The following is a 26,862-nucleotide window of genomic DNA, read 5'->3' as shown; positions in this document are numbered from 1 at the left end:
CGCTGCTGCATACCATCACAATGCTATATGAACCACATTTTAAAAAGCCTGATACTGTTACTGTTTGTTACCGCACCCCTTACCGCGCAGGAACGCTGTGCCGTAAACGGAAAGGTAGTCTCTAACTTCGACGACCTGGAAGGCATCTACGTAATAAACCGCACTACCGAAACCACGGTGCTTACCAAGCGCGGCGGTTACTTTACCATAAATGCAGCCGTTAATGATACTCTGGTTTTTTCGGCAGTACAGTTCACTGCAAAAAACGTGGCGGTTAAGGAAGCCGACTTAGGCCCAGACCTGCTGTTAGTGCCGTTACAGCCGCTGCAACACGAACTGAGCGAGGTAATCATTACCGATTACAGCTACATCAATGCGGTGTCATTAGGCTTTGTAAGCGAAAACCAAAAACAGTACACTCCTGCCGAGCGCAAACTGGCTACCGCCAGCAGTTTCAGGATGAACCCGTTAGGGCTGGACCCGATTATGAACGCCTTCAGCGGACGTACCGCCATGCTGCAAAAGGCCGCCGAAACGGAGAAAAAGGAAACCTTTATCGAAAAAATATACTACCTTTATAGTGAAGACGACATTGTAGCCAAACTGAAAATCCCTCTGGAATACGTATCGGGATTTGTATTCTACGCCGTGGAAAACAAATACCTTACCCAGGCCATAGACCGTAAAGACATTAATATGGCAAAGTTTATGATGACCGGTTTGGCAGAAAAATACCTGTCACTACTCAATAATGATAAATAAGTGCCTTAGCATACTATTCTTTTTCATCCTTAGCTTTACTGCCACAGCGCAGCAACGCAATCCCCTGCTTGGACGTGTTATGTCTTCGGGTAATGCGGTATATGGCGTATACGTTATCAACCAGTCTACCGGTGCCGAGGTAAAAACCGATGCCAACGGTAATTTTTCCATACCTGCAAAACCGGGCGATAAGCTGGCGGTATACGGCAACTTTACCGAAACAAGGGAATTTGCCATAAGCGACCGTTCTTTTACCGAAAAGCCTTATATGTTAGAGGTGGTAACCAAAGGCACGGAACTGGAGGAAGTGGTAATAGATAACAAAGTAACATCTGAACAACTGGGAATAGCGCCCAAAGGCCAGAAGCAAATGACCGTTGCCGAGCGCAGGCTGCACACCGCGCGAAGCGGCATGGGACTGGACCAGCTGATAAACCTACTGAGCGGGCGTATGAAGATGCTGAAAAAAGCATTGCAAACCGAACGCAAGGAACAGCTGCTGGACGCCATAGACGGCATGGTGAGTGATGATGAGCTTGCAAAAATGGGCGTACCGCGCGAACAGGCACGGGGCTTTTTATTCTACGCGATTGAAGACCCACAGGTGGCCGATGCCATTAAGTCGGACAACCCAAGCCTGCTGAAGCTACTGCTTATGGAACTTTCTGAAAAATACAACAAACTGCAAAACCAACATGAATAAGCTACTGTACCTTTTACTTTTTATATCGGCAACCGTATTTGCACAGCGGCAGTCGTTTCGCGGTAAAGTGGTAAGCGACCACATTCCGCTGAGGGATATTTTTGTCATTGATAAAAGTACCGGGTTTGAAACCAAAACCGATGCCGACGGGCTTTTTAAACTGGATATAAGGCCGGGAGAAAAGTTAGCCGTGTACAGCGACCGTACCGAAGTACGGGAGTTTACCGTTTCTAAAGAATGGTTTGACCAGCAGCCTTTTGAGCTCGACGTGAAACTGAAAGGCACCGAACTTAAGGAAGTGGTTGTAGATGATAAGGTAAACAACAAATCGTTGGGGCTGGATGCCGGGCCCGACCTTACCCCTGCCGAACGCCGCAAAAAAGCAAACCAGCTTGTGGGCATGAACCAGGGCGTTAACGTTAACGTAGACGGTATCATTAACCGCGTTACGGGAAAAAGTAAAGCCATAAAAAAGAGCGTAAATACCGAAGATAAAATTACCGCAGTGCAAAACCTGCGCAACATGTATACTGACGACGAATTCTATGAGGAATTTGCCGTACCGACTGAAAATGTGGAAGGTTTTATTTACTACGCCGCCGAAGACTATGACTGCATGCTTTGGCTTAAAGCCAATAACCGTGCAAAAGCCAAACCTTACCTGCAACCCCTTGCCGTAGAGTACCTAAACCGGCTTGCTGATGAAAAGTAAACTCAGTATTGTAGTACTGTTTTTATGTTCGCTTGCCATGGTTGCCCAGCAACAGCGCAGGGAACTGCACGGGCGTGTAACATCTGGCGATGCCGTACTGCCGGGGCTTTTCGTAATAAACAACATTACGGGTGCTGAAACCAAAACCGACAGCCAGGGAAACTTCACGCTGCTTGTAAAACCCGGAGACCGAATAGCCGTATACGGCAAAAGCATACAGGTGCGGGAATTTGCCATTAGCGAGGCATCACTTAAAGACAACCCGTACATCCTTTCGGTAGAAATAAGCACTGCCGAACTGGAGGAACTCAAAATAAGCTACATCAACGCAGAATCGCTGGGTATAGTCCCAAAAGGGCAAAAACAATATACCGTAGCCGAACGCAGGCTGAAAACCGCAAGCGAGTTTAAGCCCAATTTTATGTTTTTGTTGATGGGTGGTATATCTTTTCCGTTAGACCCTATTATTAATGCCATAAGCGGGCGTACTAAAATGATGAAAAAGAACCTGGCCACAGAGCGCAGGGAATTTAGCATAGAAGGGATAAACAGCATTTACACCCCAGCACAGATAACCGAAAAATTACACATACCGGCTGAACTGGTAAACGGGTTTATTTTTTATGCCGTAGAAGACCCCGAATGTGCCGAAGCCATAAAGGTAAAGAATAACGAATTGGTTAAATTGCGCCTCATGGTATTGGCAGAACAGTACCTGAAGCTGCAAAAGGAAAATCCAACAACCGAACAACAAACAACACAAACCTCCAGGCCATGAAATTAAGAACCTTACTCACCTTATTACTGCTGTTGCCCCTCGTTGGCTTCAGCCAAAACAGGAAACCCCGCGAAATACTGCGTGGGCACATCATAGCCGATTCACTCAGTGTAGCCGATATTACAGTACAAAACAGCACTTCACACATCAGCGCCGTTACTGATATGGACGGCTTTTTCACCATCTATGCCCGTGCAGGCGATACCCTTTTTGTAAACAGTATTACGTTCAGGTCGCAATTTTTAGTGCTTAAAGACAGTCACCTGAAAGAAAACCCGCTTACACTGAAAATGGACCTCAACGTCACCACGCTTGACGAGGTAGTGATAACCCCGCTTACCGGTGACCTGGGCTACGACACCCGAAAAACTAAAGTGGTAGCACTAAACCCGCACGTAACTCCGGAGCAACTGAAGTATACCTTCCCTATAAGCAAACGCCCGGTAAACGGTGCCTTGCCTATTATCGAAAGCGAACTGAAAGGGCTCGACTTTATAGCTATGGGCAAGATGATTTTTAAACCCAAAAAGAAAAAACAGGACAAAGGCGTTGTAGACGGCGTACCCAATACCAAAACCTTTACCGAGGTGGTAAGCGGGCGTTTTACACACTACTTCTTTACCGAAACGCTAAAAATACCACACGATGAAATAGGTGCGTTCCTTACCTTCTGCGACAAAGGCAAGGAAACCCGCCCGCTGCTGGACCCGAAAAAGGAATTTGAGCTGACCGATTATCTGGTGGGTAAGGCAAACGAATACCTGAAACGCAACAAGGGGTAGTTTTGGCAGAAAGCTTATCTTTGCTTAAACACAAGCTAAAACCCAAACCTGTATGGACATTTACCATATAACCGAACCTACTGCGCCAAAGGTGCCTATCATCATCAGTTCGCCGCATTCGGGCATTAATTTCCCGCCGGAAATTGCCGAAAGGCTGCAACCCGATATGGTTGCCCGCCCCGATGATGCCGACTGGTTTATTGATACGCTGTACGATTTTGCCCCTGCTATGGGCATTACCCTTATAAAAGCCAATTACTGCCGCTGGGTCATTGACCTGAACCGCGACCCCGAAAGCAAGCCGCTATATAGCGATGGCCGCGTGATTACAGGATTGGTGCCGTTTACTGATTTTAACGGCAATCCGCTATACACGGGCGCTACTCCCGATGAAACTGAAATCGCCGAACGCGTACACAAATATTACCTGCCCTACCACGAAAAGCTGGAAGAGCTTTTGGCGCAGACCAAGCAGCAGTTTGGCACTGCTTTGTTGTTTGATGCGCATTCTATTCGCCGTGTAGTACCGGGCATACAAAAGGACGCTTTCCCGCAACTGATACTGGGTGATAACGACGAGACCTCAGCATCAGCAGAAATTATAAAAACCGCATGGGATATACTAAAAAACAGTGGGTACGAAGCCACGCACAACACCCCTTTTAAAGGTGGGCACATAACGCGCTACTTTGGTAAACCCGATAACAACATCCATGCATTACAGCTCGAAATGGCAAAGACCAACTACATGGATACCACCGAAACAGACTACAGCCCCGAAAATGCAGAGCAGACTCGTACCGTACTGAAACAACTATTTACCAAACTGATAAAAACCGTAACCCCATAATGGCAACGGCTACTACCTATACCTTTAAAGGCCTGCTTACTGAAAACGGCTGGCTTGCCAATGCCGCAGTGCAGCTTGATGCTGCGGGCAACATCCTTTCAATCACACAAACCGATTTACCACAAGGCGAATACATAAACGGTTATGCGCTGCCGGGTTTCCAGAATGCGCATTCGCATGCGTTTCAATACGCTATGGCCGGGCTTGCAGAACTGCATACCGATACCGGTGCGCAGGATGATTTCTGGAGTTGGCGCAATGCTATGTACGGGTTGGCTCTAACCCTTTCACCCGAGCAGATGGAAGCCGTAGCCGCCATGCTGTACAGCGAAATGGCACGCCACGGGTATACCGCCGTAGCCGAGTTCCATTACCTGCACCACGATAAGGACGGCAGCTCCTACCCTAACCCAGCCGAAATGGGTACGCGTCTTATGGCCGCTGCCAAAAAAGCAGGCATCCGTATAACGCTGGTGCCTATGTTTTACCAGCAGGGTGGTTTCGGGCAGGCACCGGTAGAGAAACAAAAGCGGTTTATTTCGCCAACCATAGAAGACTACTACAAACTTTTAGACAGCACTATTGAGGCTGCTAAGGATTTCGATAATGCCAATGTAGGCATAGGCATACATTCGCTGCGTGCCGTAAAACCTGAGGATGTAATTGCGCTGTGCAATGCCCTTGACGGTTCGCGCCCGTTTCATATACACGTTTCGGAGCAGTTGAAAGAAATTGAAGACTGTGTTGCCTACCACGGCAAACGCCCGGTACAATGGCTGCTGGACAATTGTCCGGTTAACGAAAACTACCACTTGGTCCATGCTACGCACCTAGACGAAAGCGAAGTAAGCGACATTGCCAAAAGCGGTGCCAGTGTGGTGCTGTGCCCGAGCACTGAGGGCAACTTGGGTGACGGGTTGTTCAGCTTTGACAGCTATAAAAAACAAAACGGCAACTGGAGCATCGGTACCGACAGCCATGTTGGGCTAAACCCTTTAGAAGAACTCCGCATACTGGATTACGGCCAGCGCCTGATTTCGCATAAGCGCACTACCTACGTTATCCCTGAAAATGGCGACAGCGGTTTTAATGCGATTAAAATGGCGTGGCAAAGCGGCCGCAAGGCTATGGGCGCTACCGATGAGCAGTTCTTTGCGGTGGGACAGCCGTTTGATGCCGTAGTTATGAAGGCTACATCGCCATTGATTGCCACTGCTGCCGAACGTAACCTGTGTAACACCTTTGTGTACAGCGCCGATGTTACCGACATGGAGGGAACAATTGTTTCCGGGCAATGGGTAAGCCGTAATGGCAGCCTGCAAAACCGCGATGCTATTGTAGCGGATTTTATGCGGGTTATGGAGGAATTGGGTACGCGGCTGTAGAGACGTTGCATTGCAACGTCTGGAAATGAAATATTCAAATCTGAGACGTAGCACTGCTACGTCTCTACGGGAAAATCCCTATTTTTGCCACAATAATATTTTCATCATGCTTGGACTGAAACTCTTAACCGACCCGCGCTGGGCAAACATAGCCGAAAGCAACCTTGAAGAAATCCTTACCGACCATGCCTGGTGCGAACAGAAGGCCGCCAGCAATGCCATATTCCTGATTACCAACAATTCTGAGCATTTGGACTTGGTACAGAAAATGGCCGAGATAGCCATGGAGGAAATGGAGCACTTTAAAATGGTGGTGGAAATCATAGAAAAGCGTGGCTATACCCTGGGCCGTGAACGCCGTGACGACTACGTGGGCCAGCTGATGAAATTTGCCCGTAAAGACGGCAGCCGCAACACCTCGTTCATCGACCGCTTGTTGTTTGCCGCCATGATTGAAGCCCGCAGTTGCGAGCGTTTCAGGGTGTTGTCTAAGAATATCAAAGATGCCGAACTGGCTAAGTTTTACCACGACCTTATGGTAAGCGAGGCCACGCACTATACCACGTTTTTAAATTTTGCCCGCAAGTACGCCGAAGATGTAGACGTAGAAAAACGCTGGGCGGAATGGCTGGAATATGAAGGCCAGATCATCCAGAGTTATGGGAAGAGTGAGGCGATACATGGGTAGAGACGCATTGCATGCGTCTGAAGTTTTGGACACGGGCAAAATGCCCGCAACAGTGGGGATATAATTAGTACTATTGATAGATGAAGAATAAATTAATCAGGCCTTAAATTCTCATTATAGTCTTTGTTCTCAGCAATAAGAAATATGTAATGTGTTTTTGAAAGTTTATTTTCATCGGAAGGAGTTACCACAGTAATCTCAATAGTAGTTGTCGTACCCTGATATACTTTTATAATTTTCCCCTCATCAATTTTCGTCAGTGTGAGCTTACAACCTAAACTTTTGATTTTCTTTACATACGTATTATATAAATTTAAATCGAACATATCTAAGTCTACTCTTACTTTATTTTCTGAATAATAGTAATGGATAAAAGCTTCTGCTTTTTCAGAGTAATCACTTTTATTATAAGCAAATACAACAATACCTAACTTATCATCTTCGGGAATTTCACTCTTTATAAATTGCCATCCTTTTTGGGACAAAAGCTCTTCAGCTTCAGCAAAACTTTTTTTTCGTAGAGATATCAATTCATCAACAGTTAGCGATTGTCCAAATGAATGGAAACTAATGAAAAGATAAAAAAATAATATATAAGACTTCATAATCAGGCAAACTTTATATTAATAGTATAAGATATAAAACTATATTTATTTACTTAAAAGTCTCTTTCTCATTTCCCTTATCACCTCTTCATTCGTAGAAAACTGACCATTCTTAATCTGCGCCCTGCTGATTTCTATAGATTTTTGTTGCTCGTCGGTTAGTTGGTATAATTCATCCATATTGTGGTGGTTTTCTCCCAAAATTAAGATTATTATTCCATCTTTCCCACAAAACCATTATGTTTGTGGATGGTTATGATAAAGTTAATCCGCATATCGTGTTTAGTGTTGTTGCTTGGGGTGCTCACCTCGGCAACCGTACATAAATACTATGTGGCGGTATTTCAGGTGGAGCATGCCCCGGCCAAAAAACAGCTGCAAATAACCGGACGCATTTTTATAGACGACCTGGAAAAAGCGCTGAGCACCAAATACGGTAAAAAGTTTGGGCTTGCTTCCGGCAAGGAACTCGCCGAAAGCACCGAAACCATAAAGAAATACTTGGCCGATAAAATAAGCGTGAAGGTAAACGGCAAGCCCGCCGTCCTTACGTACTTCGATAGGGAATACGAAGACGATATGCTGGTGGTATACTATACCGTACCTGCCCCAAAGAAAATATCGGCACTGGAGGTACGCAACACAGTGCTGTTTGAGATGTTCCGCGAGCAGCAGAACATGATAAACGCCCACATAAACAACCAGCGCAAAAGCCTGCTGTTAAACTACGATACGCCCCAGGGCACACTAAACTACTACTAAACAATGAAAAGAATTATCTGCACCCTTTCGGTTCTTGCCAGCCTGTACGCCACCGCACAGGACAAGCCCGCCACACCCCGCGAACCGGGCCATGGGGACAACAATAAGTTCAGCCAGATGTACGACCTTTTGGCTACGCCCAATATGTTCCGTACGGCTTCGGGCGCACCCGGCCCTGCCTACTACCAGCAGCAGGCCGATTATAAAATGGATGTGGAGCTTGACGATAAGAATACCAAACTCTACGGAACCGAAACCATAACCTACACCAATAACTCACCCGATGCGCTGGAATACCTTTGGGTGCAGCTGGACCAGAACGAACACGCAGCCGATTCGCCATCAGAACTGGTAGACAGCCAGAAGATGAGCGAAGCCTATAAACCAGAGGGCTTTTCGCGCCAGTACCTGCAACAGCCTTTCGATGGTGGCTTTAAGTTGGAATACGTTAAGGATGCTGCCGGCAAACCGATGAAATATACCGTGAACCAAACCATGATGCGCATTGACCTGCCTACGCCGCTGAAACACGGCGAAAAGGTGTCGTTCAGCATTAAGTGGTGGTACAACATTAACAACTACCAGGTTATAGGCGGGCGCAGCGGCTACGAACATTTTGATAAAGACGGTAACAACCTGTACGTGATTGCCCAGTTTTACCCGCGTATGGCAGTATACAACGACGTGGAGGGCTGGCAGAACATGCAGTTTTGGGGCGCAGGCGAATTTGCATTGCCGTTCGGTAACTTCGAAGTGAATATTACCACCCCGGCAGACCACATCCTTGACGGTACAGGCGAACTGCGAAACCGTGCCGAGGTACTTACCGCAGAACAGGCAAAGCGTTGGGATTTGGCAACAAAGACTTTCGATAAGCCCGTGGTTGTAGTTACCCAGGATGAGGCTACGGCTTCAGAAAAAGGCTTTAGCACCAAAAAAAAAACCTGGAAGTTTAAGGCGACAAACGTGCGTGATTTCGCATTCAGTTCCAGCCGTAAGTTTATATACGATGCCATGGCGGTACAGCTTGGCGGCAAAACGGTTATGGCCATTTCCCTATATCCTAAGGAGGCTAACCCGCTGTGGGGCGACAAGAGTACCCGCATAGTGGCACATACCCTTAAAACCTACAGCAAGTATACGTTTGACTACCCTTACCCTAAGGCGATTTCGGTTTCTGCGGAAGACCAGGGCATGGAGTACCCTATGATTTGCTGGAACTACGGCCGCCCTGACGAAAAAGGCGTGGTGAGCGACCGCATTAAATGGGGCATGGCAGGCGTTATTATTCACGAGGTGGGGCATAACTTCTTCCCGATGATTGTAAATTCAGACGAGCGCCAGTGGACGTGGATGGACGAAGGGCTAAACAGCTTTGTGGAGTTCCTTACCGAACAGGAATACGACCCGGCATTCCCTACACGCCGTGGCCCGGCGGCTAATATAGTGCCGTACATGAGTGGCGACCAGAAGTTTTTGGAACCGATAATGAGCAACTCCGAAACCATTCACCAGTTTGGCAATAACGCTTACGGCAAACCTGCTACGGGGCTTAATATACTGCGCGAGGTGGTGATGGGGCACGAGCTGTTTGACCACGCATTTAAAACATACGCCAACCGCTGGAAGTTTAAACACCCAACCCCGGAGGATTTCTTCCGTACGATGGAAGATGCCTCTGCGGTAGACCTGGACTGGTTCTGGAGAGGATGGTTCTATACTACCGATTATGTAGACATCGGCATTATGGATGTAAAGCAATACTTTGTTACCGACGAAAAGCCGAAGGATAGCAAGGAGGCCAACATCCGCAAAGGGCGTTTCGGGCAGGAACAGGGGCCGTTTGTATATATGGTTACTGATGGCAAAGGCCAGGCATTCGACAAAAAAGACGTGAAGCTGCTGAATGATTTTGTAAACGAAAAGCTTACCGCAGAAGACAAGGCCAGCCTGAAACAGCCGAAGTATTTCTACGAACTTACTTTTGACAAGCCGGGCGGCATGCTGATGCCCATCATAGTACAACTGAACTACGAGGACGGAACCAGCGAAACGCAGACGTTCCCGGTGCAGATTTGGAGGAAGAACAACCAGAGCGCCATAAGGGTTATTGCTACTGATAAGAAAGTAGTTAAATTCCAGCTGGATCCGCAACTGAAAACAGCCGACATAGATGTCACCAACAACATGTGGCCAGGCGAAGCCGTAAAAAGCAAATTTGACGACGGTTCTAAAAAATAGATTTTTGAAGATTTTCACCTGCAACCCTGATATATTTACCGATATATCAGGGTTGCCTGTTTATTTTTAGGGAGTTGGCAGCAGATTTTTCTATATTTTTGGCTAAAACTTTCACCAAATGAAAAAACTTTTACTTTCAGCTATTGTTTTGGCAAGCATTGGCGCTTCTGCACAAACAGTAAACAATTTTTACACTAACGATGCTGCGAGCGCAGAACAATCTGCTTACATCATCGCATCGGGCACTGTAGACCAAAGCACTACAGGCGAAAACGTAACTTGGGATTTCTCAGCACTTACCGATGGCGGTTCGGCTACTACACAGGTACTTACCGCAACTACAGCACAAAGCACGCTTTATCCCGGTACGCAGCTAGCTGTAGAATCTACCGGCGAATACAACGGCGCAGGCACAACGGCTACGGTAAACATTTTCACGACAGGTGCAGGTGTTATCACGGGTTTTGACATGGACGGTATTTCGCTAAACTACAATACTAACAACGCCACACTGGGCACCTTCCCGCTACAGTACGGCTACAACAGCACAGACCAGATTGCAGGTACTTATGAAGGCTTTGGGTACACCGGTACATTTACTGGCACCTGCACTACCAGTGTAGATGCTTACGGCACCATAACTACCAGCCTTGGTTCTGTTAGCGGCACAGTTACCCGCCTTAAAATAGTACAGGACATCAACTTGTTTTACCTGGGTTTCCCTGCGGGTACTGCAGACCAAACGTTTTACATTTATTACGCTGAAAGCACTTCTGTCCCAATGGTGCGCAGCATGGCTACAACAGCCGATATACCTGCACTAAACTTTAACTACGATGTAAACTCTATAGAAATTTACACCGAAACTGCAGGCCTGCCTACAGTAACCAAAAACACCGTAAGCATAGCCCCTAACCCGGCAAACAACCTGCTTCATTTTACAAACGGCTTTAATGCTGCCAAAGTAACGGTTACCGATGCAGCAGGGCGCACCGTGCTTAGCGGCGCAGGAAACGACCTGGACATCAGCAGCCTGAACAGCGGCGTATACTTTGCCAACGTAACTGCCGAAGCAGGCAGCCAAACGGTGAAGTTCATCAAGAAATAATATTGCACAAAATTTAAAACAAGCCCGTACTGTGTTAAAGTACGGGCTTGTTTGTTTTTAGGCCTTAAAAAATCATTAATAAGCAGAACCATACGCACTAACCGCACGTATTTATAGTTAACTTTGTAAGCAAAATTTTTAGATTATGTTCGGAATAGGAGGCGGAGAGCTGTTTTTTATATTGATTGTAGTACTGATGCTCTTCGGTAGCGACAAGATTCCCGAAATAGCACGTACACTGGGCAAGGGTATGCGCCAGCTTAAAGATGCTACTAACGACATTAAATACGAAATACAAAAAAGCGCCGAGGTAGAAGACATTAAAAAAACTTTTACCGACCTGGGCGATAACCATAGTGTTACCAAACAGATACAGGGCGAAATAGACAAGGTTAAGGAGGATATTGAAGATTTTTCGGGGCCAATAAAACGTTCACGATAGTATGCTGGAAAAACTTGTACAGCTGGACAGAAAAGTATTCCTGTGGCTAAATGGAATGGGGTCTGAAGCATGGGATTCTACATGGGAAAAAATCACGCAATTTTACTGGTGGATACCCCTATTTGCCGTAGTACTGTACATAGCTTATAAAAAATTGGGCACCAAACATTTCCTATTGGTATTAGGCATGGTAGCCCTTACCATACTGCTTACCGACCAAACTACAAACCTGATAAAATACCTGGTAGCACGTCCTCGCCCTTGCAACGAACCCGATTTAAAAGGTTTGGTACACTTGGCACAAGGAAAAGGCAGGAAGTCATTCAGCTTTGTATCAGGGCATGCAGCCAACTCTATGGCAGTATCATTTGTAGTATATAACATATTAAAAAGCCGCATAAAGTATATCGGGTTATTCTTCATTTGGCCGGTAATATTTGGCTACAGCCGTATATACCTTGGGCTGCACTATCCCGGAGACATCCTTTGCGGATACCTGTACGGATTATGCACCGGCTGGGTTATATTACAGCTTTACAAATACATCAGAAAAAAATACAGCCCTGCTTTCGAGTAGGGTTTTTATTTTACCCTGCTTACGGTAAGCCCGTCACGAATGGGCAGTAGTACCGTTTCCACACGCGGGTCTACCTTGATCATTTTGTTGTATTCTACCAGTATGCGGGTACTCTTGTCATTCGCCTTTACTTCCTGTAGTACCTTGCCACTCCACAACACATTGTCCGATAGTATAAGTCCACCCCTATTCATAAGCGGCACTATCATTTCCCAGTAATTCGGGTAATTCTCCTTATCGGCATCAATAAACACCAGGTCGAACTTCTTTCCCAGCAAAGGTATGATTTCCAGTGCATTTCCTAAATGCTGGAAAATCTGGTTTCCCCAAGGGCTTTTATCAAAAAACGTACGTTGCAGGTCGTACAGCTCCTCATTAACATCTATAGTATCAAGCGTACCGCCTTCGGCCAAACCCTCGGCAAGGCTCAGTGCGGCATAGCCTGTAAATGTACCTATTTCTAATATCGCTTTGGGCTGCACCAGCTTGCTCAGCATGCTCAGCACCCTCCCCTGAAAATGTCCGCTAAGCATACGCGGCTGCGTGGTACGGCGGTGGGTTTCCCTGTCCAGTTCTTTCAGCAGGGCGGGTTCATCGGCGCTGTGGCGCGTGGCGTAGTCGTCAAATTCTTCAAAAAGGGTATGCATAGTGTTAAGGCATGTTTGTACAGGGCAAAGATAGCCATTCTGAGCGAAAACGATACCTACAGCGCACCTTCTTAAAAAAAGCGATATTCCTCCATAATGTCACCAAATTTCCACATTTAAAACAATCATTTTCCTAAATAATTAAATAACATTGCACGCTTTCACTGAAACACGTACTAAAATGAAAATAATACTATCACTACTTATTACACTTACCACCTGCCTCGGTTTTAGCCAGGTGACCAATAAAGGCACACCGCTAAGCTGGCATACTGCTAACCTGGCCGAACCGGCCAAAATAGCACTGCCTTCTGTAAACCTAAAAGCCCTGGCCGAACAGGATGCAAAAAACGATGTCCGGAAAGATGTCCCGTACCGCTTTGCCCATGAATTTACCACAAACTACACCATGGAAAACAGCGGTACATGGAACATCCTTTCTAATGGCGACAGGCTATGGCGTATACGGTTCAGTTCGCCGGGGGCTAAGGGTATGCACTTCTGGTTCAGGAATTTCTTTATCCCCGAGGGGGCTACACTGTACGTATACAACAACGACCATACCGACCTGCTGGGCGCTTATGACGAACGTCAAAACCACAGCGGGCCTTACTTCGGTACCTGGCCGGTAACCGGCGACGACATTTTGCTGGAATACTACGAGCCGAAGGCACAGGCAGGTAAAGGCAAGCTTACCATATGCAAGGCAGGCCATGCCTACAGGGCGGTACGCGGGGTTTTAAAATCGACCCAGGAAGTACTGTCGGGCGATTGTAATTATGATGTAAACTGCTTTATGCCCGGTGTAGAAAACCGCAAGGATATTACCAAACATTCGGTAGTACGCATACTGGCCAGCAACGACAGCATAGCTTTTGTGGCCAGTGGCGCCATGGTAAACAACACGGCCAACGACGGTACACCCTATATGCTTTCGGCCAACCATGCCTGGGTAGAGGGCTGCATGTACACGTTTCGTTTTAACTGGATAAACCCCGAACCGCTATGCCCTTCAATACCTGACGGTGACCAAAGCATAAACGAAATTCAAACCATAAGCGGCGCTACCATGAAAGCCCACCGCGCCCAGTCTGACTTCTTGTTAATGCAGTTAAACACAAGCATACCTGCTGAATGGGGTGTTATCCTTTCGGGCTGGGACCGTAGTGATGCAGTACCCGATTTTACCTACGGTGTGCACCACCCTGCCGGGGACATTATGAAGGTGTGTGTGGATTATGACCCACCCTACAAAAATGTGCTTAACCGCGTTTGGGATGTGCTTTCCTGGGATACCGGCGTTACCGAAGGCGGCTCGTCAGGCTCTCCCCTGCTTACCCCCGAAGGCCGCATTATAGGGCAACTGTGGTATGGGTCTTCTGCATGCGACGGATTGTTATCTAATTTTGGAGATGATTCTTATGGACGTTTTGCCGTATCGTGGAGCAGCGGCTCCACCCCCGGCGCACGCCTTAAAGAGTGGCTGGATCCGTTGGGAACTGCCCCGCTTACCCTTGACTCTTATCCCCCACAGACTATTTATTCTAATGACATAAAACTGACACTTACCGACTTAGGCCATGACGGTTGCAGCGAAACCATTAACCCACAGGTACGCCTTATAAACTATGGCAGTACTACGCTTACGTCGGCCACGATTAATTATTCGGTTAATGCCGGAGAAACGCTAACCCTAAACTGGGAAGGCTCACTAACAGAAAATCAGGCAGAAATGATAGAAATCCCTGCCCTGACCGGAACCCTCGGAGAAAACACGTTCAGCATATGGGTAAACAGCACTAACGGCACAAACGACGAAAATCCTGCAAACGATTCGATAACGGCAAGCTTTAACGTATATCCTACTATTATTGCTAATGAGGTTACCCTAACGCTTACTACTGACGGCTATGGCTCAGAGATAAGCTGGGAACTCACCAACCAGTATGGCGCCGTTATATACGCCATGCCCGAAAACAGCTTTGAGAACAACCTTACCTACACGCAAACCCTGCCACTGCCCGATAACGGCTGCTATACCTTTACCATTCGCGATGGTTATGGCGACGGTATTTGTTGCGGACAGGGACAGGGCCACTACAGCCTTGTAAGCGATACCGGCGAAACCATAGCCGAAGGTGGTGAATATGAACACTTTGAAACCACAAGGTTCAGGATAGAGCACGCGCTGGGTGCCAATGCCCCGGCTGCCCAAAACATTACGGTGTACCCTAACCCATCGGCTGGGATTTATAATGTTAAGGGCATCAATGAAGGTTCAGGATATGCAGTGTATAACCTTGTGGGCCAGCTTGTAAAGCAAGGTGTTTTTACTACCGATGCAGCAACGTTAGATATATCGGGGGCGGCAAGCGGGATATACATCCTGAGAGTAAAAAGCGACAGTAGCGAAAGCAGCTATAAGCTGGTGAAGGAGTAGGTTATATGGTAATTCGGTTATGCGGTGATTCGATAGTAAACGCGCTATACAGCACACATAACCGAATCACCACATAACCGAATTACCCAGATTACCGCATAACCAAAAAAACACCTACCTTTGCAACATGCAAACGGAGAAAAGGGACATAAGGGCACTGAGCAAAGAGCAGTTAAGGGATTTTTTTGTAGCCAATGGCGATAAGGCATTTCGCGGCAACCAGGTATACGAATGGCTGTGGAATAAGCGTGCACACAGCTTTGACGACATGACTAATGTAGCCAAAGGCACCCGCCAGATGCTGGAGGATAACTTTGTTATCAACCACATACATGTAGACCAGATGCAGCAAAGCCAGGACGGCACCATAAAGAATGCCGTGCGCCTGCACGACGGCCTGGTGGTGGAAAGCGTACTGATACCTACCGAAACCCGTACCACCGCCTGCGTAAGCAGCCAGGTGGGCTGCAGCCTTGACTGTAACTTCTGCGCCACGGCACGCCTGAAGCGCATGCGTAACCTTAACCCCGATGAAATTTACGACCAGGTAGCCGCCATAGACAGCGAAAGCCGCCTGTACCACAACCATCCGCTGAGCAATATAGTGTTTATGGGCATGGGCGAACCGCTTATGAACTACAACAACGTAATGAAAGCGATTGAGAAGATCACTTCACCGGAAGGGCTGGGTATGAGCGCCAAACGCATTACGGTATCTACATCGGGTTTGCCGAAGATGATAAAGAAAATGGCCGACGACGGCGTGAAGTTTAAGCTGGCGGTATCGTTACACTCAGCTATTGAAGAAGTCCGAAACAGGATTATGCCCTTCAGCACGAATTTCCCGTTGACGGATTTACGCGAATCATTAGAATACTGGTACAACAAAACCAAAAGCCGCGTTACGTATGAATACGTGGTTTGGGGCGGCATCAACGACCGTAAGGTGGATGTTGACGCGCTTGTAAAGTTCTGTAAATATGTACCCTGCAAAGTAAACCTGATAGAATACAACCCTATAGACGACGGTGAATTTCAGCAGGCGTCGCCAGAAGCAGTTGATGCTTACATAAAAGCACTGGAGCGAAACGACATAGTGGTAAAAGTACGCCGTAGCCGTGGTAAGGATATTGATGCAGCATGCGGCCAGCTGGCTAACAAAAATGAAGCCGCTTCTAATAGTTAAAAACATACTTGATAAAATACAATAAAAAAACAGGCTGCTTTCGCAGCCTGTTTTATATATATTATACCGGTAATTAGTAGCTTATACTAAGGTCTGTAAAAATACTTTCAGCCGGGATAGAGAAACCAAGGCCTTCTACACCCACACCAAATACTTTAGCATTTACAACACCTATAAACTGGCCTTCTTTGCTAACAAGTGCACCACCGCTGTTACCACCGTTTACGCTGGCATCGGTTTGTATAAGGTTGTTTTTTTCAAACGTACGGAAACCTGAAATAATACCTTTACTAAGTGACTGGCCTAATTCTACCGATTTAGGTGTACCAATAGCAAAAATATCATCGCCTATTTTGTAGTTTTTAGCCGCAGGCAGGGTAAAAGCATGTTTGCTTGTAGCTTCAATTTTTATAAGCGCAAGGTCTGAACCTTCACTCTTACGGATAATCTTAGCCGGATACTCTTTACCATCTTTAGTAATAACGGTAATTTTATCTGAAGCAGCCACAACGTGGAAGTTAGTAACAATATAACCGTCTGTAGTTACAAAACATCCGCTACCGTGTCCTTCTTTCACCTTAATGGTTACTGTAGCCTCCATAGCATCTTCAATATTAGATATAGCAAGCGGCTTGGTTATCTTAAGTGTTTCCTGCTTGGCTTCCTTAACATCTTTCTGCTCTATAAGCTTCCTTACTTCTTTGGTTGCCATAAATTTATAGAACGACTCGCTTATCGCATCATCAATACATGATTTCAGCACTTCATCGCTATTAAAATCAGGCGAAAACTCACCCGACTGTGCCTTAAAGGTCTGCTTGTATTTAGACTGGTTATACAGGTCAAATATTTCCCATTCTATATCAAGTTTTGAAACAAAAGAGTTCATAACGGACTTTGCTTCTATTTCCCATATATTATCAAACTCCATTTTCGTAATTTTTGCCGAAATGTACATTGAATTTGTATGGCTCCTGAAAATGGTATTGGTAGTATCCAGATAATTGTTCTTTTTAAGCACTTCCGTTACCTCATCACTGAAAACAGAGTTATCAAACTTCATGTCATCAGTCTTTATATCATGCTTCTTGTATTTATCTTTCTTTTTCTTAAAGTTTTTACGCTTTATAGAGTTTAGCTTGATATCAGATTTTTTAATATCAAAAGCCGTATTTTTAAGGTACACATACTTTTCATTGTCGTCCCTTTTTTGGAGCGCAAGCATATCTTTACCTACCGAAACTTCTTTCGGATAGTTATATGCTTTTTCGCCGTAGTCCATAAATATTGGATACCAAAGCACCCCGAAAGGAACTATTGACAGAGCATAAAGCCCTGATTTACGGTCCTGGTAGTGCACTGAATAATCCGGCTTGTAACCTTCACGCTCTACTTTGATTTGCTTAACTCCACGGTCACGTTTCATTTTCGCAACAACAACCTTCCCAGTTCCCTGCAGTTCATTGTTCACATAAACCTTTGAATCGGCCGAAGTTGTTTTTACAGTAACCTTTTGGTACTTACCGTTAAGGATACTTGCACAACTGGTTGTCATTAGCATTATTACAGACAACGCAATTACCCCATAGAAAGATTTTCTCATACTAAGATTGGTTAATTATTTGTTAATGTGGTAAATTTATAACTTATTAACTTTTTACAAAAAAAAAGCGCTGTTTTTTTACTTAATTATTACACTAAAATTTTCGTGCTTTTATAACTTTAAAAACTTTATAACTAAAGTGGCTTTTGCTATCTTTGGCATTGAATGAAAATCACCGAGCAAATAAAGCAGCCCATAGCAGCCGAAATGGAACTTTTTGAAACAAAGTTCTACGAGGCAATGTCCAGTAAAGTGGCGCTTTTAAACCGCATTACCTTTTACATTGTAAAACGCAAGGGCAAGCAGATGCGCCCCATGTTTGTGTTCCTCACCGCCAAAATGATTAGCGGAGGCACCATAAATGAGCGTTCGTACCGCGGGGCTTCGGTCATAGAACTTATCCATACCGCCACCCTGGTGCACGACGACGTGGTAGACGACTCTAACCGCCGCCGTGGGTTCTTTTCCCTTAATGCGCTTTGGAAAAACAAAATCGCAGTCCTTGTAGGTGATTTCCTTCTTTCTAAAGGTTTACTATTGAGTATTGATCATGGCGACTTCGACTTGCTTCGTATTATTTCGGTTGCCGTACGCGAAATGAGCGAGGGCGAACTCCTGCAGATAGAAAAGGCCCGCAGGCTGGACATTACCGAAGATGTGTATTACGAAATCATCCGCCAAAAGACTGCCACGCTTATTGCAGCCTGCTGTTCGCTGGGTGCTGCATCGGTAAACCCCGACAGTGAGGACGTGGAGAAAATGCGCCGCTTTGGCGAACTCATCGGTATGGCATTCCAGATAAAGGACGACCTTTTTGACTATACCGAAGATTCTATAGGCAAGCCTACCGGAATCGACATCAAGGAGCAGAAAATGACCCTGCCGCTTATCTATACGCTGAATAATTGTACCAAGCAGGAAAAGAAGTGGCTTATCAATTCGGTTAAAAACCACAATAAGGATAAGAAGCGCGTAAAGGAGGTTATTGCATTTGTGCAAAACAAAGGCGGCCTTACCTACGCCGAAAAACGTATGGGCGAATACCAGCAGGAAGCCCTGGAAATACTGGCCACCTACCCTGCATCACCGTATAAGGACGCCCTGAGCCTTATGGTGAATTATGTGATAGAGCGGAAGATATAAAGCAAACGTTACTTTTGCCTCAGGTATTTCATCCAGTACTTAACGAGAAAAAAAACATTACCCACTACTATTAAATCAGCAAGCAGGAAACTTTTATCCCATACAAAACGGGTAAATAGTTCGGTCTGTGCAGCTGCTATACAAAAAAGCCCTACGGCAGACACTACTGTAAATAGAACAATCCCTTTACCTGTATGATAAAAAGCTTTTGAAGAGTATGGCTTTCCCGCTTGCGGCATAACATAATGTTTAAAAACACAAAGTAAATAAAAAACCCGGAGTGTAAAACACTCCGGGTTTTTTGTATCTGTAAACTGCAACTGAAAACTGTAAACTATGGACTATTTCCCCCTTACCTTCAGCTCCCATTTCCAGGCTGAGGCAAGTGCTTCATCAAGCGATAGTTCGGCTTTCCAGCCCAGTACATTGTTTGCTTTTGTAGTATCGGCATACGCCTCAGTAACGTCACCTTCGCGGCGCGGTACTATCTTGTAGTTCAGCTTTTGGCCGGTAGCGCTTTCAAAGGCTTTAATCACCTCCAGCACCGAGTTGCCTTTACCAGTACCCAGGTTAAACACCTCTACTTTTTCGGCGTTCTTAGCATCGATAAGACGTTGCAGTGCCACCACGTGGGCTTTAGCAAGGTCTACCACATGTATGTAGTCGCGTACGCAGGTACCGTCCGGCGTAGGGTAATCGTCACCAAAAACCGAAAGCTGTTCGCGCAGTCCAATAGCGGTCTGCGTTATGAACGGCACCAGGTTTTGCGGCACGCCCAGCGGCAGCTCACCTATATTAGCCGATTCGTGTGCACCTACCGGGTTAAAGTAGCGCAGCAATATGGCATTTGTACCGCTTACTTTGGCAGCGTCGCGGATTATTTCCTCACCTATCTGCTTGGTATTACCGTAAGGACTCATAGCAGGCTGTACCGGCGTATCTTCGCTTATCGGCATTTTTTCGGCCTGTCCGTATACGGTACAAGACGAACTGAAGATAAAGTTGGTGCTGTCCTTTTTCTGTAGCTCCTGAAGGATGTACACCAGGGCGCCCAGGTTGTTCTCGTAGTACAGTAATGGGTTTTGTACGCTTTCGCCCACCGCCTTGCTGGCCGCAAAATGGATAACGCCGCTTACATCGCTGTATTTGGCAAAAAAGCCCTGTACAGCCGCTTTGTCGCGCAGGTCTATCTGCTCAAATTCCGGTTTCCTACCGGTAATGGCTTCAATACCATCCAGCACGGCTACAGATGAGTTTGAAAGGTCGTCTATAACCACCACATCAAAACCCACGTTTTGTAATTCTACCACGGTATGCGAACCGATAAAGCCAAGGCCTCCTGTTACGAGTATCTTCATAATGTTGTTATTGGTTATTTTTTAGTTGATGGTTATTGGTTGTTGGTTGTTGGCCTTACAGAAATCCAACAACCAGCAACTAAAAACTAACAACCTGCTTATTTCAAAAATTCCAGTATTGCACCGGTAATAAACGCTATCTGGTCGTCTTCCAGTTCGCTATGCATCGGCAGGGCAAGTACTTCATTTACCAACTGGTTCGTTACCGGAAAATCGGCTTCGTTGTAGCGGGTATCGGCATACGCCTTCTGGCTGTGCAGCGGTATCGGGTAATAAATGGCACACGGTATGCCTTTATCCAGCAGGTGCTGCATCAGGGCATTGCGGTCGGCATCCAGTATCCTTATCACATATTGGTGAAACACATGGCTGTCTTCTGCACCTTCAATGATTGGGGTAACAATTTTAGCGTTGTTTGCCAGTGCAGCGCTGTACTTGGCAGCAGCTTCGCGACGGGCTTTGTTGTAACCATCCAAAAGTGGCAACTTGGCATTAAGCACTGCGGCCTGAATACTGTCCAGGCGGCTGTTTACGCCCACCACATCATGGTGGTAGCGCACGTACATGCCGTGGTTTACAATACCGCGAAGGGTATGCGCCAGGGCATCGTCATTGGTAAATATAGCGCCGCCGTCGCCGTAGCAGCCCAGGTTCTTGCTCGGGAAGAATGAGGTAGAAGCTACGTGGCCTATGCCGCCTACTTTCTTTTTAGAACCGTCGGCAAAGGTATAATCGGCGCCTATCGCCTGTGCGTTGTCTTCTATAACATACAGGTTGTGCTCTTTGGCTATTTCCAGTATGGCTTCCATATTAGCCACCTGCCCGAAAAGGTGCACCGGCACTATGGCCTTGGTTTTAGGGGTAATGGCTTTTTTAATGGCCTCAATAGAAATGTTGAATGTATCGGGTTCCACATCCACAAGCACCGGGGTAAGTTGCAGCAGGGCAATAACCTCTACGGTAGCGGCAAAGGTAAAATCGGCAGTAATAACCTCATCGCCGGGTTGCAGGCCAAGGCCCATCATGGCTATCTGTAGCGCATCGGTGCCGTTTGCACACGGTATTACGTGTTTTACGCCAAGATAGTCTTCCATGCTTTTCTGGAAAGCGTGTACCTGAGGTCCGTTAATGTAAGCTGTGGTATCTAACACTTCCTGTATAGAAGCATTTACGGTATCTTTTATATGGTCGTACTGTGATTTCAGGTCAACCATCTGTATTTTTTTCATAATAACTATGCCCTGAAGAACGGGCCGCCTTATTAAGTTAATAATCGGCACAAAAGTAATTAACTTTAATGAGTTATTGTGTACGCGAAAGGGAGATTTTGAAGTACATTTTATAGACAATACTATGGGCTAAAAAAGCAAAATGGCCTTACGCCCGGCATGAACCGTTTGTAAAGCCTTCCGCCTGTTTTAATGGTTGGTTCATTTTGCCCCCTCCCGGTAAAATGTCTACCTAATTAAGAACTACCAATGTGTTATTCTTGTATTACTTTCTGCCAAAAATACAGCCCGTTTAATTTAAAACCTAAATGAGAGAAATGCCGGGATGCTAATTAAAAATCATTTTGCCCGGGAGGTGAGACATAATTTTAATATTGCTTAACTGAGGTCAAAATTGCTGCATATCAGTATGCAAAACAAATTAATGTCGCGAACTGCACAACATGTAACGCAGATTGCGCAAAATGCCTTAACAAACCATAACAAGGTTTACCTTACAAGTCCCGAAAGGTAGATACCGCAAAAAAATAAACCGTATTTTTGCAAAAAAAACATGCGTTTACTGTACAGCTTTTTCACCCGGGTTACCTATTTGCTCCTGCATGTTGTGGCATTGTTCAGCCCTAAGATGAAACTTTTTGTACAGGGACGCAAAACGGTTTTCGGTACACTGCGCGAAAAGATACAGCCACACGATAAAGTGGTATGGTTCCACTCGGCCTCCCTGGGTGAATACGAGCAGGCGCTTCCCATTATGGAACAGGTGCGCATACGGTTCCCGCAGCACAAAATACTGCTTACGTTTTTTTCACCTTCAGGATATGAAATCCGCAAGAATACCGCCGCCGCCGATGTGGTAGTATACCTGCCCATGGACACCATAAGCAATGCCCGCAGGTTTATACAGCTGGCGCATCCGGATATGGCGTTCTTTATTAAGTATGAGTTTTGGCCCAATTTCTTGTTCGAACTGCAAAAAAAAGGCACACCCACTTACCTTATATCTGGGCTTTTCAGGCCGAACCAAGCATTCTTTAAATGGTACGGCGGTTTTTACAGGAAAGCATTCAAAACATTCAACCACTTTTTTGTACAATACGAAAGCTCTAAACAACTGCTAGAATCCATAGGTTTTACCAATGCATCGGTAAGCGGCGATACCCGTTACGACCGCGTGAGCCGTATATTGGAACAGGACAACACAGTACCTTTTATAGAGGAGTTTAAAAACAATAAGCTCACTTATGTTTTCGGGAGCTCATGGCCTGCCGACGAAGAGAAGTTCTTTGACTTTATTAATGCATCTATAGGGATAAAATTCATTATAGCACCACACACCTTTGGCGAAAGCCACATGGACAACATTAAGCAAAGTATAACCAAACCGCTGGTTTTCTTTACCGAAAAGGAAGGCAAAAACCTTGCGGAATATGACGTGCTTGTGGTAAACACCATAGGCCTGCTGGGTAAAATATACAGCTATGCCGATGCCGCTTACGTAGGCGGGGGCTTTGGCACGGCAGGATTGCACAACATACTGGAGCCTGCCGCCTTTGGCATACCGATAATCATCGGGCCGATACACAGTAGATTTCCCGAGGCAATAAGCTTAACCAAAGAAGGTGGCTGCCTGGTAATAAACAATAAAGAAGAAGCCGGTGCCGTACTGCAAAAACTGGCGGATGATGGCAATTTCCGTAAGGAAACAGGTGACAGGGCGGGCAACTTCGTAAAGAATAACCGCGGGGCCATAAACCATATAATGAGTTACATTACACAACATCATGGAGGTACGCTTTAAACCCTTTGACACACCCGATGCCCCTACCGTAGTGGGCATGATGGAGCAGTTCTACGCCATAGACGGCTATCCTATAGATGCCGCCGTGAGCAAAGACCTTTTCTTTGAGTTTACCGAAAATGAAAGCCTGGGTAAAGGCTGGCTAATATTGGCCGACAGCCAACCTGTAGGCTATGTAATACTCACCTTTGTATTCAGTTTTGAATATGCAGGGCGCATAGCGTTTGTAGACGAATTGTTTATTGATGAAAAAATGCGCGGTAAAGGCCTGGCAAAACAGGCACTCGATTTTATAAAGAAGGAAACTGAAGCGCTATCCATAAAAGTCCTGTACCTGGAAATAGAACCGCATAACGAAACCGCCCGTAACCTGTACCTTTCTAAAGGGTTTACAGCGCACAAACGCGGGCTAATGCGGTATAAGCCATAATATCATATTGCTATAAAAATAAAGAAATAATAGCCCGCTTCGACAGGCTCAGCGTGACTATCATTTCTTCGATTTTACGCAAAATTTATTCTCAACATACAGTTGACTTCGACAAGCTCAGTCTGACTGTATGTTGAGAATAAATTACGTTATTAATGGTTTAATCTAAAATCAATCCGCAATAAAATACGCATCAGCACCTTCGGCCAGCACCAGGTAAATGCGTTCCCAGCGTTCACCCTCTATAAGCTGCCATGTATGGCCTTCGCCTTCTGTATCTTCGGCAAGCAGTAATATACCGGGTTCTATAACAAAAGTATCGCCATTGCTTACGGTAAAGCGCAACTTGCCGCTCATGGTTACCACATACTGCCTGCGGGGCGCGGGGTGCGCCACCTTTTGGTATTCTTCAATGTAAGTTTGGGCAAAAAAGCCCGTAGATTCTATAAACACCGTATTGGCCATGCTGCCGTACTGAAAGGTACATTTGCCATCGGGCGTGTTCATAAGCCTTATGGCTTTTATAAGTACTGTATCGCTCACTTTTGGTTTTGCTTATCGTATCAGTGAAAAATGCCCCCTTATTTCCGGTGCATTATTGCTTGTTTTTACCACATACCAGTAATCGGCAGCCGGCATGGGCACACCGTTAAAGGTACCATCCCAAGACGGGTTGCTACGGTTCAGAACGGTAATCAATTTACCATAACGGTCAAAGATATCCACCCTGGCCTGTGCTAATCCCGGCATGCCCGCTAAGGTAAAGATATCGTTTATATAATCGCCGTTAGGGCTGAAATATTTTGGTATCAGGTCTACGTATACAATATAAGGATACTCTCCGCACCCGTTTATGGATTGTGCCATAACCAGGTGGCTGCCCTGTGAAATGTTATAAAACGTATTTGATGCCTGGTAATTACCTCCGTCTACTGAGTAGTGGTAGTTACCCGGCTGGCCGTCCTGCATTACTACTACTATTTTATCGTTTTCCACCCACACATCTTCAATGACCGGAGCGGTAAGTTCGTGTACGTTATAGATTAATTGCACACCACACCCATAGCTGTTATATACCTCAGCCGTATAGGTACCTTCTTCATCTACTTCTATAGACGGGCTTGTTTCCCCGGTAGACCACAGGTACGACACAACATCTGTGTTAGCAAAATCCAATGTTACCGATGTACCTTCACAAAAGTACCTCACAAAACCGCTGGAATCCTGTACATGCAAAGTGGGTACTACAATAACATCTACTGCAACCCTTCCCGCCGAAACACAGCCATTGTTATTGGCTTCGGCATAATAAGTAGTATCGGTAGTAAGCACCGGCACCGTATAAGTAACACCTGAGGCCAAAGGTACTGTAGCCGTAGGGCTGTCATACCAATATACTATACCACCGGTGGTTGTAACCTCAATCATTACATTACTGCCTTCACATTGGTTTACGGTAGCATTTACCGCAGTTACAGTAGGTATTTCGGTTACGTTAGCCTGCACCGCCACACGCTGCGCCGTTGCACAGGTATCATCATATGCCGAAGCATAATATGTAGCAGGGCCTGATATAACAGGAGTGGTATAGCTATTGCCTGTAGCTATGGAGCTTCCTCCTGTAGCATCGGTATACCAGTACACCGTGCCACCATCGCTTTGTGCCTGTAGCGTAACGCTACCGCTGCCGCATAAAGCAGGCGAATCAGTATGCGAGGTTATTTTGTATATGCTTATAGCAGTACTGGCAGCAATGTTCAGCACCGGGTCGCCGGGCATACCGCCGTACTCTACTATATATCCTTTCGGCTGGTAGCTGCCCGAAACATCACCGTTATTGGCCAAGTCGTTCCAGGCACCCGGTATACCTACCTCGGGGGCAGTGATATGGGCATAGTCTTCATTATTCTGATTATTCGGCTCGTTATTGTTCCAAAAGGCAAAGTTTGGCGTAGTGCCATTTACCACACCGTTCCAAAATACAGTCCCCGCCTCAGGGCCGGTAACCCATTTCCAAACCCCTTCGGTTTCTGCATCAGAACCGCCTATCCACCCGGTACCTGCAGCCTGTTCGCCGCACAACTGGGCCTCGTCCTGTGCCAAAAGCGTGGCAAGATAGCCTTGCAAACCGTAATAAGTAGTAGCCTCGGCAGCGGCTTTGGCAGCCGTCCAACTGATGTTAAGGTTGGGTACATAACGGTAATAATGCCCGGTAGACGGAAGGTAGTTGGCCTCACCTATACTGATGGAAAAGGTACGGGTACCCGATGCATTGGCATTGGTCGAATTAAAAACCACATTTTGCACCGCCTGTTCCAGTGTGGCAAAGGGCAACTGCTGGTTGCTTGCTCCTTTAATGGTAAGCTTACCGGCGGCGCTATCCCACGTGGTGGTAACATCTGTAACCGGTGTGCTCAGCGTAAGGCTGTCATACCCGCTGTTATAGCCCGAAGATATTTGTATGTATACTGCAAGTGCAGTGGTATCGCCCGGATCGGGGTCGCTAATACTAAAGGAAGTAACCACCGGAATGGGAGTACCGGGGCAATACACCTGGTTACCCCCTGCGGTAACCACCGGCGGCTGGTCGGCCTGGGCATGCGCAATGGGGCCTGCCAAGCCAAAAATTA

The 26,862-nt window shown here is 46.2% G+C and carries 25 protein-coding genes; 18 read left to right on the top strand and 7 right to left on the bottom strand.

Annotated elements, in window-relative coordinates:
• Positions 1–27: 27 nt before the first annotated feature.
• The 8 genes from ACZIX4_RS11495 (at position 28) to ACZIX4_RS11460 (ending at position 6,660) form a co-directional block, all read left to right on the top strand.
• Positions 28–762 carry a hypothetical protein gene (locus tag ACZIX4_RS11495; protein ID WP_463335782.1) on the top strand — a complete coding sequence of 245 codons (735 nt, stop codon included), beginning with the start codon at positions 28–30 and terminating at the stop codon, positions 760–762.
• Positions 752–1,465, top strand: coding sequence for a peptidase associated/transthyretin-like domain-containing protein (locus ACZIX4_RS11490; RefSeq protein ID WP_463335781.1), 714 nt, complete (start codon positions 752–754; stop codon positions 1,463–1,465). Before ACZIX4_RS11495 ends, ACZIX4_RS11490 begins: the two co-directional genes overlap by 11 nt.
• Positions 1,458–2,177 carry a hypothetical protein gene (locus tag ACZIX4_RS11485; protein WP_463335780.1) on the top strand — a complete coding sequence of 240 codons (720 nt, stop codon included), beginning with the start codon at positions 1,458–1,460 and terminating at the stop codon, positions 2,175–2,177. Before ACZIX4_RS11490 ends, ACZIX4_RS11485 begins: the two co-directional genes overlap by 8 nt.
• Positions 2,167–2,955, top strand: coding sequence for a hypothetical protein (locus ACZIX4_RS11480; protein WP_463335779.1), 789 nt, complete (start codon positions 2,167–2,169; stop codon positions 2,953–2,955). The genes ACZIX4_RS11485 and ACZIX4_RS11480 overlap by 11 nt, the downstream gene beginning before the upstream one ends.
• A complete protein-coding gene (locus ACZIX4_RS11475; protein WP_463335778.1) occupies positions 2,952–3,737 on the top strand; it encodes a hypothetical protein in 786 nt (261 codons plus the stop codon). The genes ACZIX4_RS11480 and ACZIX4_RS11475 overlap by 4 nt, the downstream gene beginning before the upstream one ends.
• A 52-nt stretch (positions 3,738–3,789) precedes the next feature.
• Complete coding sequence (locus ACZIX4_RS11470) at positions 3,790–4,587, top strand: N-formylglutamate amidohydrolase (RefSeq protein WP_463335777.1); 798 nt, start codon at positions 3,790–3,792, stop codon at positions 4,585–4,587.
• A complete protein-coding gene (gene hutF, locus ACZIX4_RS11465) occupies positions 4,587–5,972 on the top strand; it encodes a formimidoylglutamate deiminase (protein WP_463335776.1) in 1,386 nt (461 codons plus the stop codon). Before ACZIX4_RS11470 ends, hutF begins: the two co-directional genes overlap by 1 nt.
• 106 nt (positions 5,973–6,078) lie before the next feature.
• Positions 6,079–6,660: a MiaE family protein gene (locus ACZIX4_RS11460; RefSeq protein WP_463335775.1), complete on the top strand. Its 582-nt coding sequence runs from the start codon at positions 6,079–6,081 to the stop codon at positions 6,658–6,660.
• Between the two features lie 92 nt (positions 6,661–6,752).
• Here ACZIX4_RS11460 and ACZIX4_RS11455 read toward each other — a convergent pair whose 3' ends face one another.
• Positions 6,753–7,265, bottom strand: coding sequence for a hypothetical protein (locus ACZIX4_RS11455; RefSeq protein ID WP_463335774.1), 513 nt, complete (start codon positions 7,263–7,265; stop codon positions 6,753–6,755).
• A gap of 255 nt (positions 7,266–7,520) precedes the next feature.
• Here ACZIX4_RS11455 and ACZIX4_RS11450 point away from each other — a divergent pair, with 255 nt between their 5' ends.
• From ACZIX4_RS11450 to ACZIX4_RS11430, 5 genes are all read left to right on the top strand, one after another.
• Positions 7,521–8,027 carry a DUF6702 family protein gene (locus tag ACZIX4_RS11450; RefSeq protein ID WP_463335773.1) on the top strand — a complete coding sequence of 169 codons (507 nt, stop codon included), beginning with the start codon at positions 7,521–7,523 and terminating at the stop codon, positions 8,025–8,027.
• A gap of 3 nt (positions 8,028–8,030) precedes the next feature.
• Positions 8,031–10,268: a M1 family metallopeptidase gene (locus ACZIX4_RS11445; RefSeq protein ID WP_463335772.1), complete on the top strand. Its 2,238-nt coding sequence runs from the start codon at positions 8,031–8,033 to the stop codon at positions 10,266–10,268.
• Between the two features lie 118 nt (positions 10,269–10,386).
• Positions 10,387–11,376, top strand: coding sequence for a T9SS type A sorting domain-containing protein (locus ACZIX4_RS11440; RefSeq protein ID WP_463335771.1), 990 nt, complete (start codon positions 10,387–10,389; stop codon positions 11,374–11,376).
• Positions 11,377–11,521: 145 nt separating this feature from the next.
• Complete coding sequence (locus ACZIX4_RS11435) at positions 11,522–11,818, top strand: Sec-independent protein translocase subunit TatA/TatB (protein WP_463335770.1); 297 nt, start codon at positions 11,522–11,524, stop codon at positions 11,816–11,818.
• Position 11,819: 1 nt separating this feature from the next.
• Entirely contained in the window at positions 11,820–12,395 is a 576-nt protein-coding gene (locus tag ACZIX4_RS11430; RefSeq protein ID WP_463335769.1) for a phosphatase PAP2 family protein, read from the top strand.
• 5 nt (positions 12,396–12,400) lie between these two features.
• On the opposite strand, the gene ACZIX4_RS11425 is transcribed toward ACZIX4_RS11430, so the two are convergent.
• Positions 12,401–13,042 (bottom strand): O-methyltransferase, encoded by a 642-nt coding sequence (locus tag ACZIX4_RS11425; protein WP_463335768.1) that lies wholly within the window; start codon positions 13,040–13,042, stop codon positions 12,401–12,403.
• 181 nt (positions 13,043–13,223) lie between these two features.
• On the opposite strand from ACZIX4_RS11425, the gene ACZIX4_RS11420 reads away from it, so the two are divergent.
• Complete coding sequence (locus ACZIX4_RS11420; protein WP_463335767.1) at positions 13,224–15,482, top strand: T9SS type A sorting domain-containing protein; 2,259 nt, start codon at positions 13,224–13,226, stop codon at positions 15,480–15,482.
• A gap of 127 nt (positions 15,483–15,609) precedes the next feature.
• The gene (gene rlmN / locus ACZIX4_RS11415) at positions 15,610–16,668 is read left to right on the top strand and encodes a dual-specificity RNA methyltransferase RlmN (RefSeq protein WP_463335766.1); all 1,059 of its coding nucleotides are present in this window, start codon (positions 15,610–15,612) and stop codon (positions 16,666–16,668) included.
• A 73-nt stretch (positions 16,669–16,741) separates the two neighbouring features.
• Here the strand turns inward: rlmN and ACZIX4_RS11410 are convergent, their stop codons facing one another.
• A complete protein-coding gene (locus tag ACZIX4_RS11410; RefSeq protein ID WP_463335765.1) occupies positions 16,742–18,271 on the bottom strand; it encodes a S1C family serine protease in 1,530 nt (509 codons plus the stop codon).
• A 165-nt stretch (positions 18,272–18,436) separates the two neighbouring features.
• On the opposite strand from ACZIX4_RS11410, the gene ACZIX4_RS11405 reads away from it, so the two are divergent.
• Complete coding sequence (locus tag ACZIX4_RS11405) at positions 18,437–19,414, top strand: polyprenyl synthetase family protein (RefSeq protein WP_463335764.1); 978 nt, start codon at positions 18,437–18,439, stop codon at positions 19,412–19,414.
• Between the two features lie 341 nt (positions 19,415–19,755).
• On the opposite strand, the gene galE is transcribed toward ACZIX4_RS11405, so the two are convergent.
• Positions 19,756–20,772, bottom strand: coding sequence for a UDP-glucose 4-epimerase GalE (gene galE, locus ACZIX4_RS11400; protein ID WP_463335763.1), 1,017 nt, complete (start codon positions 20,770–20,772; stop codon positions 19,756–19,758).
• A 98-nt stretch (positions 20,773–20,870) separates the two neighbouring features.
• Entirely contained in the window at positions 20,871–22,001 is a 1,131-nt protein-coding gene (locus ACZIX4_RS11395) for a DegT/DnrJ/EryC1/StrS family aminotransferase (protein WP_463335762.1), read from the bottom strand.
• Positions 22,002–22,554: 553 nt separating this feature from the next.
• Between ACZIX4_RS11395 and ACZIX4_RS11390 the strand changes: the two genes are divergently transcribed.
• Both ACZIX4_RS11390 and ACZIX4_RS11385 read left to right on the top strand, forming a co-directional pair.
• On the top strand, positions 22,555–23,802 hold the full coding sequence (locus ACZIX4_RS11390; protein WP_463335761.1) for a 3-deoxy-D-manno-octulosonic acid transferase: 1,248 nt from the start codon (positions 22,555–22,557) through the stop codon (positions 23,800–23,802).
• The gene (locus ACZIX4_RS11385) at positions 23,786–24,232 is read left to right on the top strand and encodes a GNAT family N-acetyltransferase (protein ID WP_463335760.1); all 447 of its coding nucleotides are present in this window, start codon (positions 23,786–23,788) and stop codon (positions 24,230–24,232) included. Before ACZIX4_RS11390 ends, ACZIX4_RS11385 begins: the two co-directional genes overlap by 17 nt.
• A gap of 171 nt (positions 24,233–24,403) precedes the next feature.
• Here ACZIX4_RS11385 and ACZIX4_RS11380 read toward each other — a convergent pair whose 3' ends face one another.
• The gene (locus ACZIX4_RS11380; protein ID WP_463335759.1) at positions 24,404–24,775 is read right to left on the bottom strand and encodes a cupin domain-containing protein; all 372 of its coding nucleotides are present in this window, start codon (positions 24,773–24,775) and stop codon (positions 24,404–24,406) included.
• Positions 24,776–24,787: 12 nt separating this feature from the next.
• Positions 24,788–26,851: an Ig-like domain-containing protein gene (locus tag ACZIX4_RS11375; RefSeq protein ID WP_463335758.1), complete on the bottom strand. Its 2,064-nt coding sequence runs from the start codon at positions 26,849–26,851 to the stop codon at positions 24,788–24,790.
• Positions 26,852–26,862 lie beyond the last annotated feature (11 nt).

The sequence above is a fragment of the Flavobacterium niveum genome, from assembly GCF_055231775.1.
This window is presented reverse-complemented; position numbering and strand designations above follow the sequence as displayed.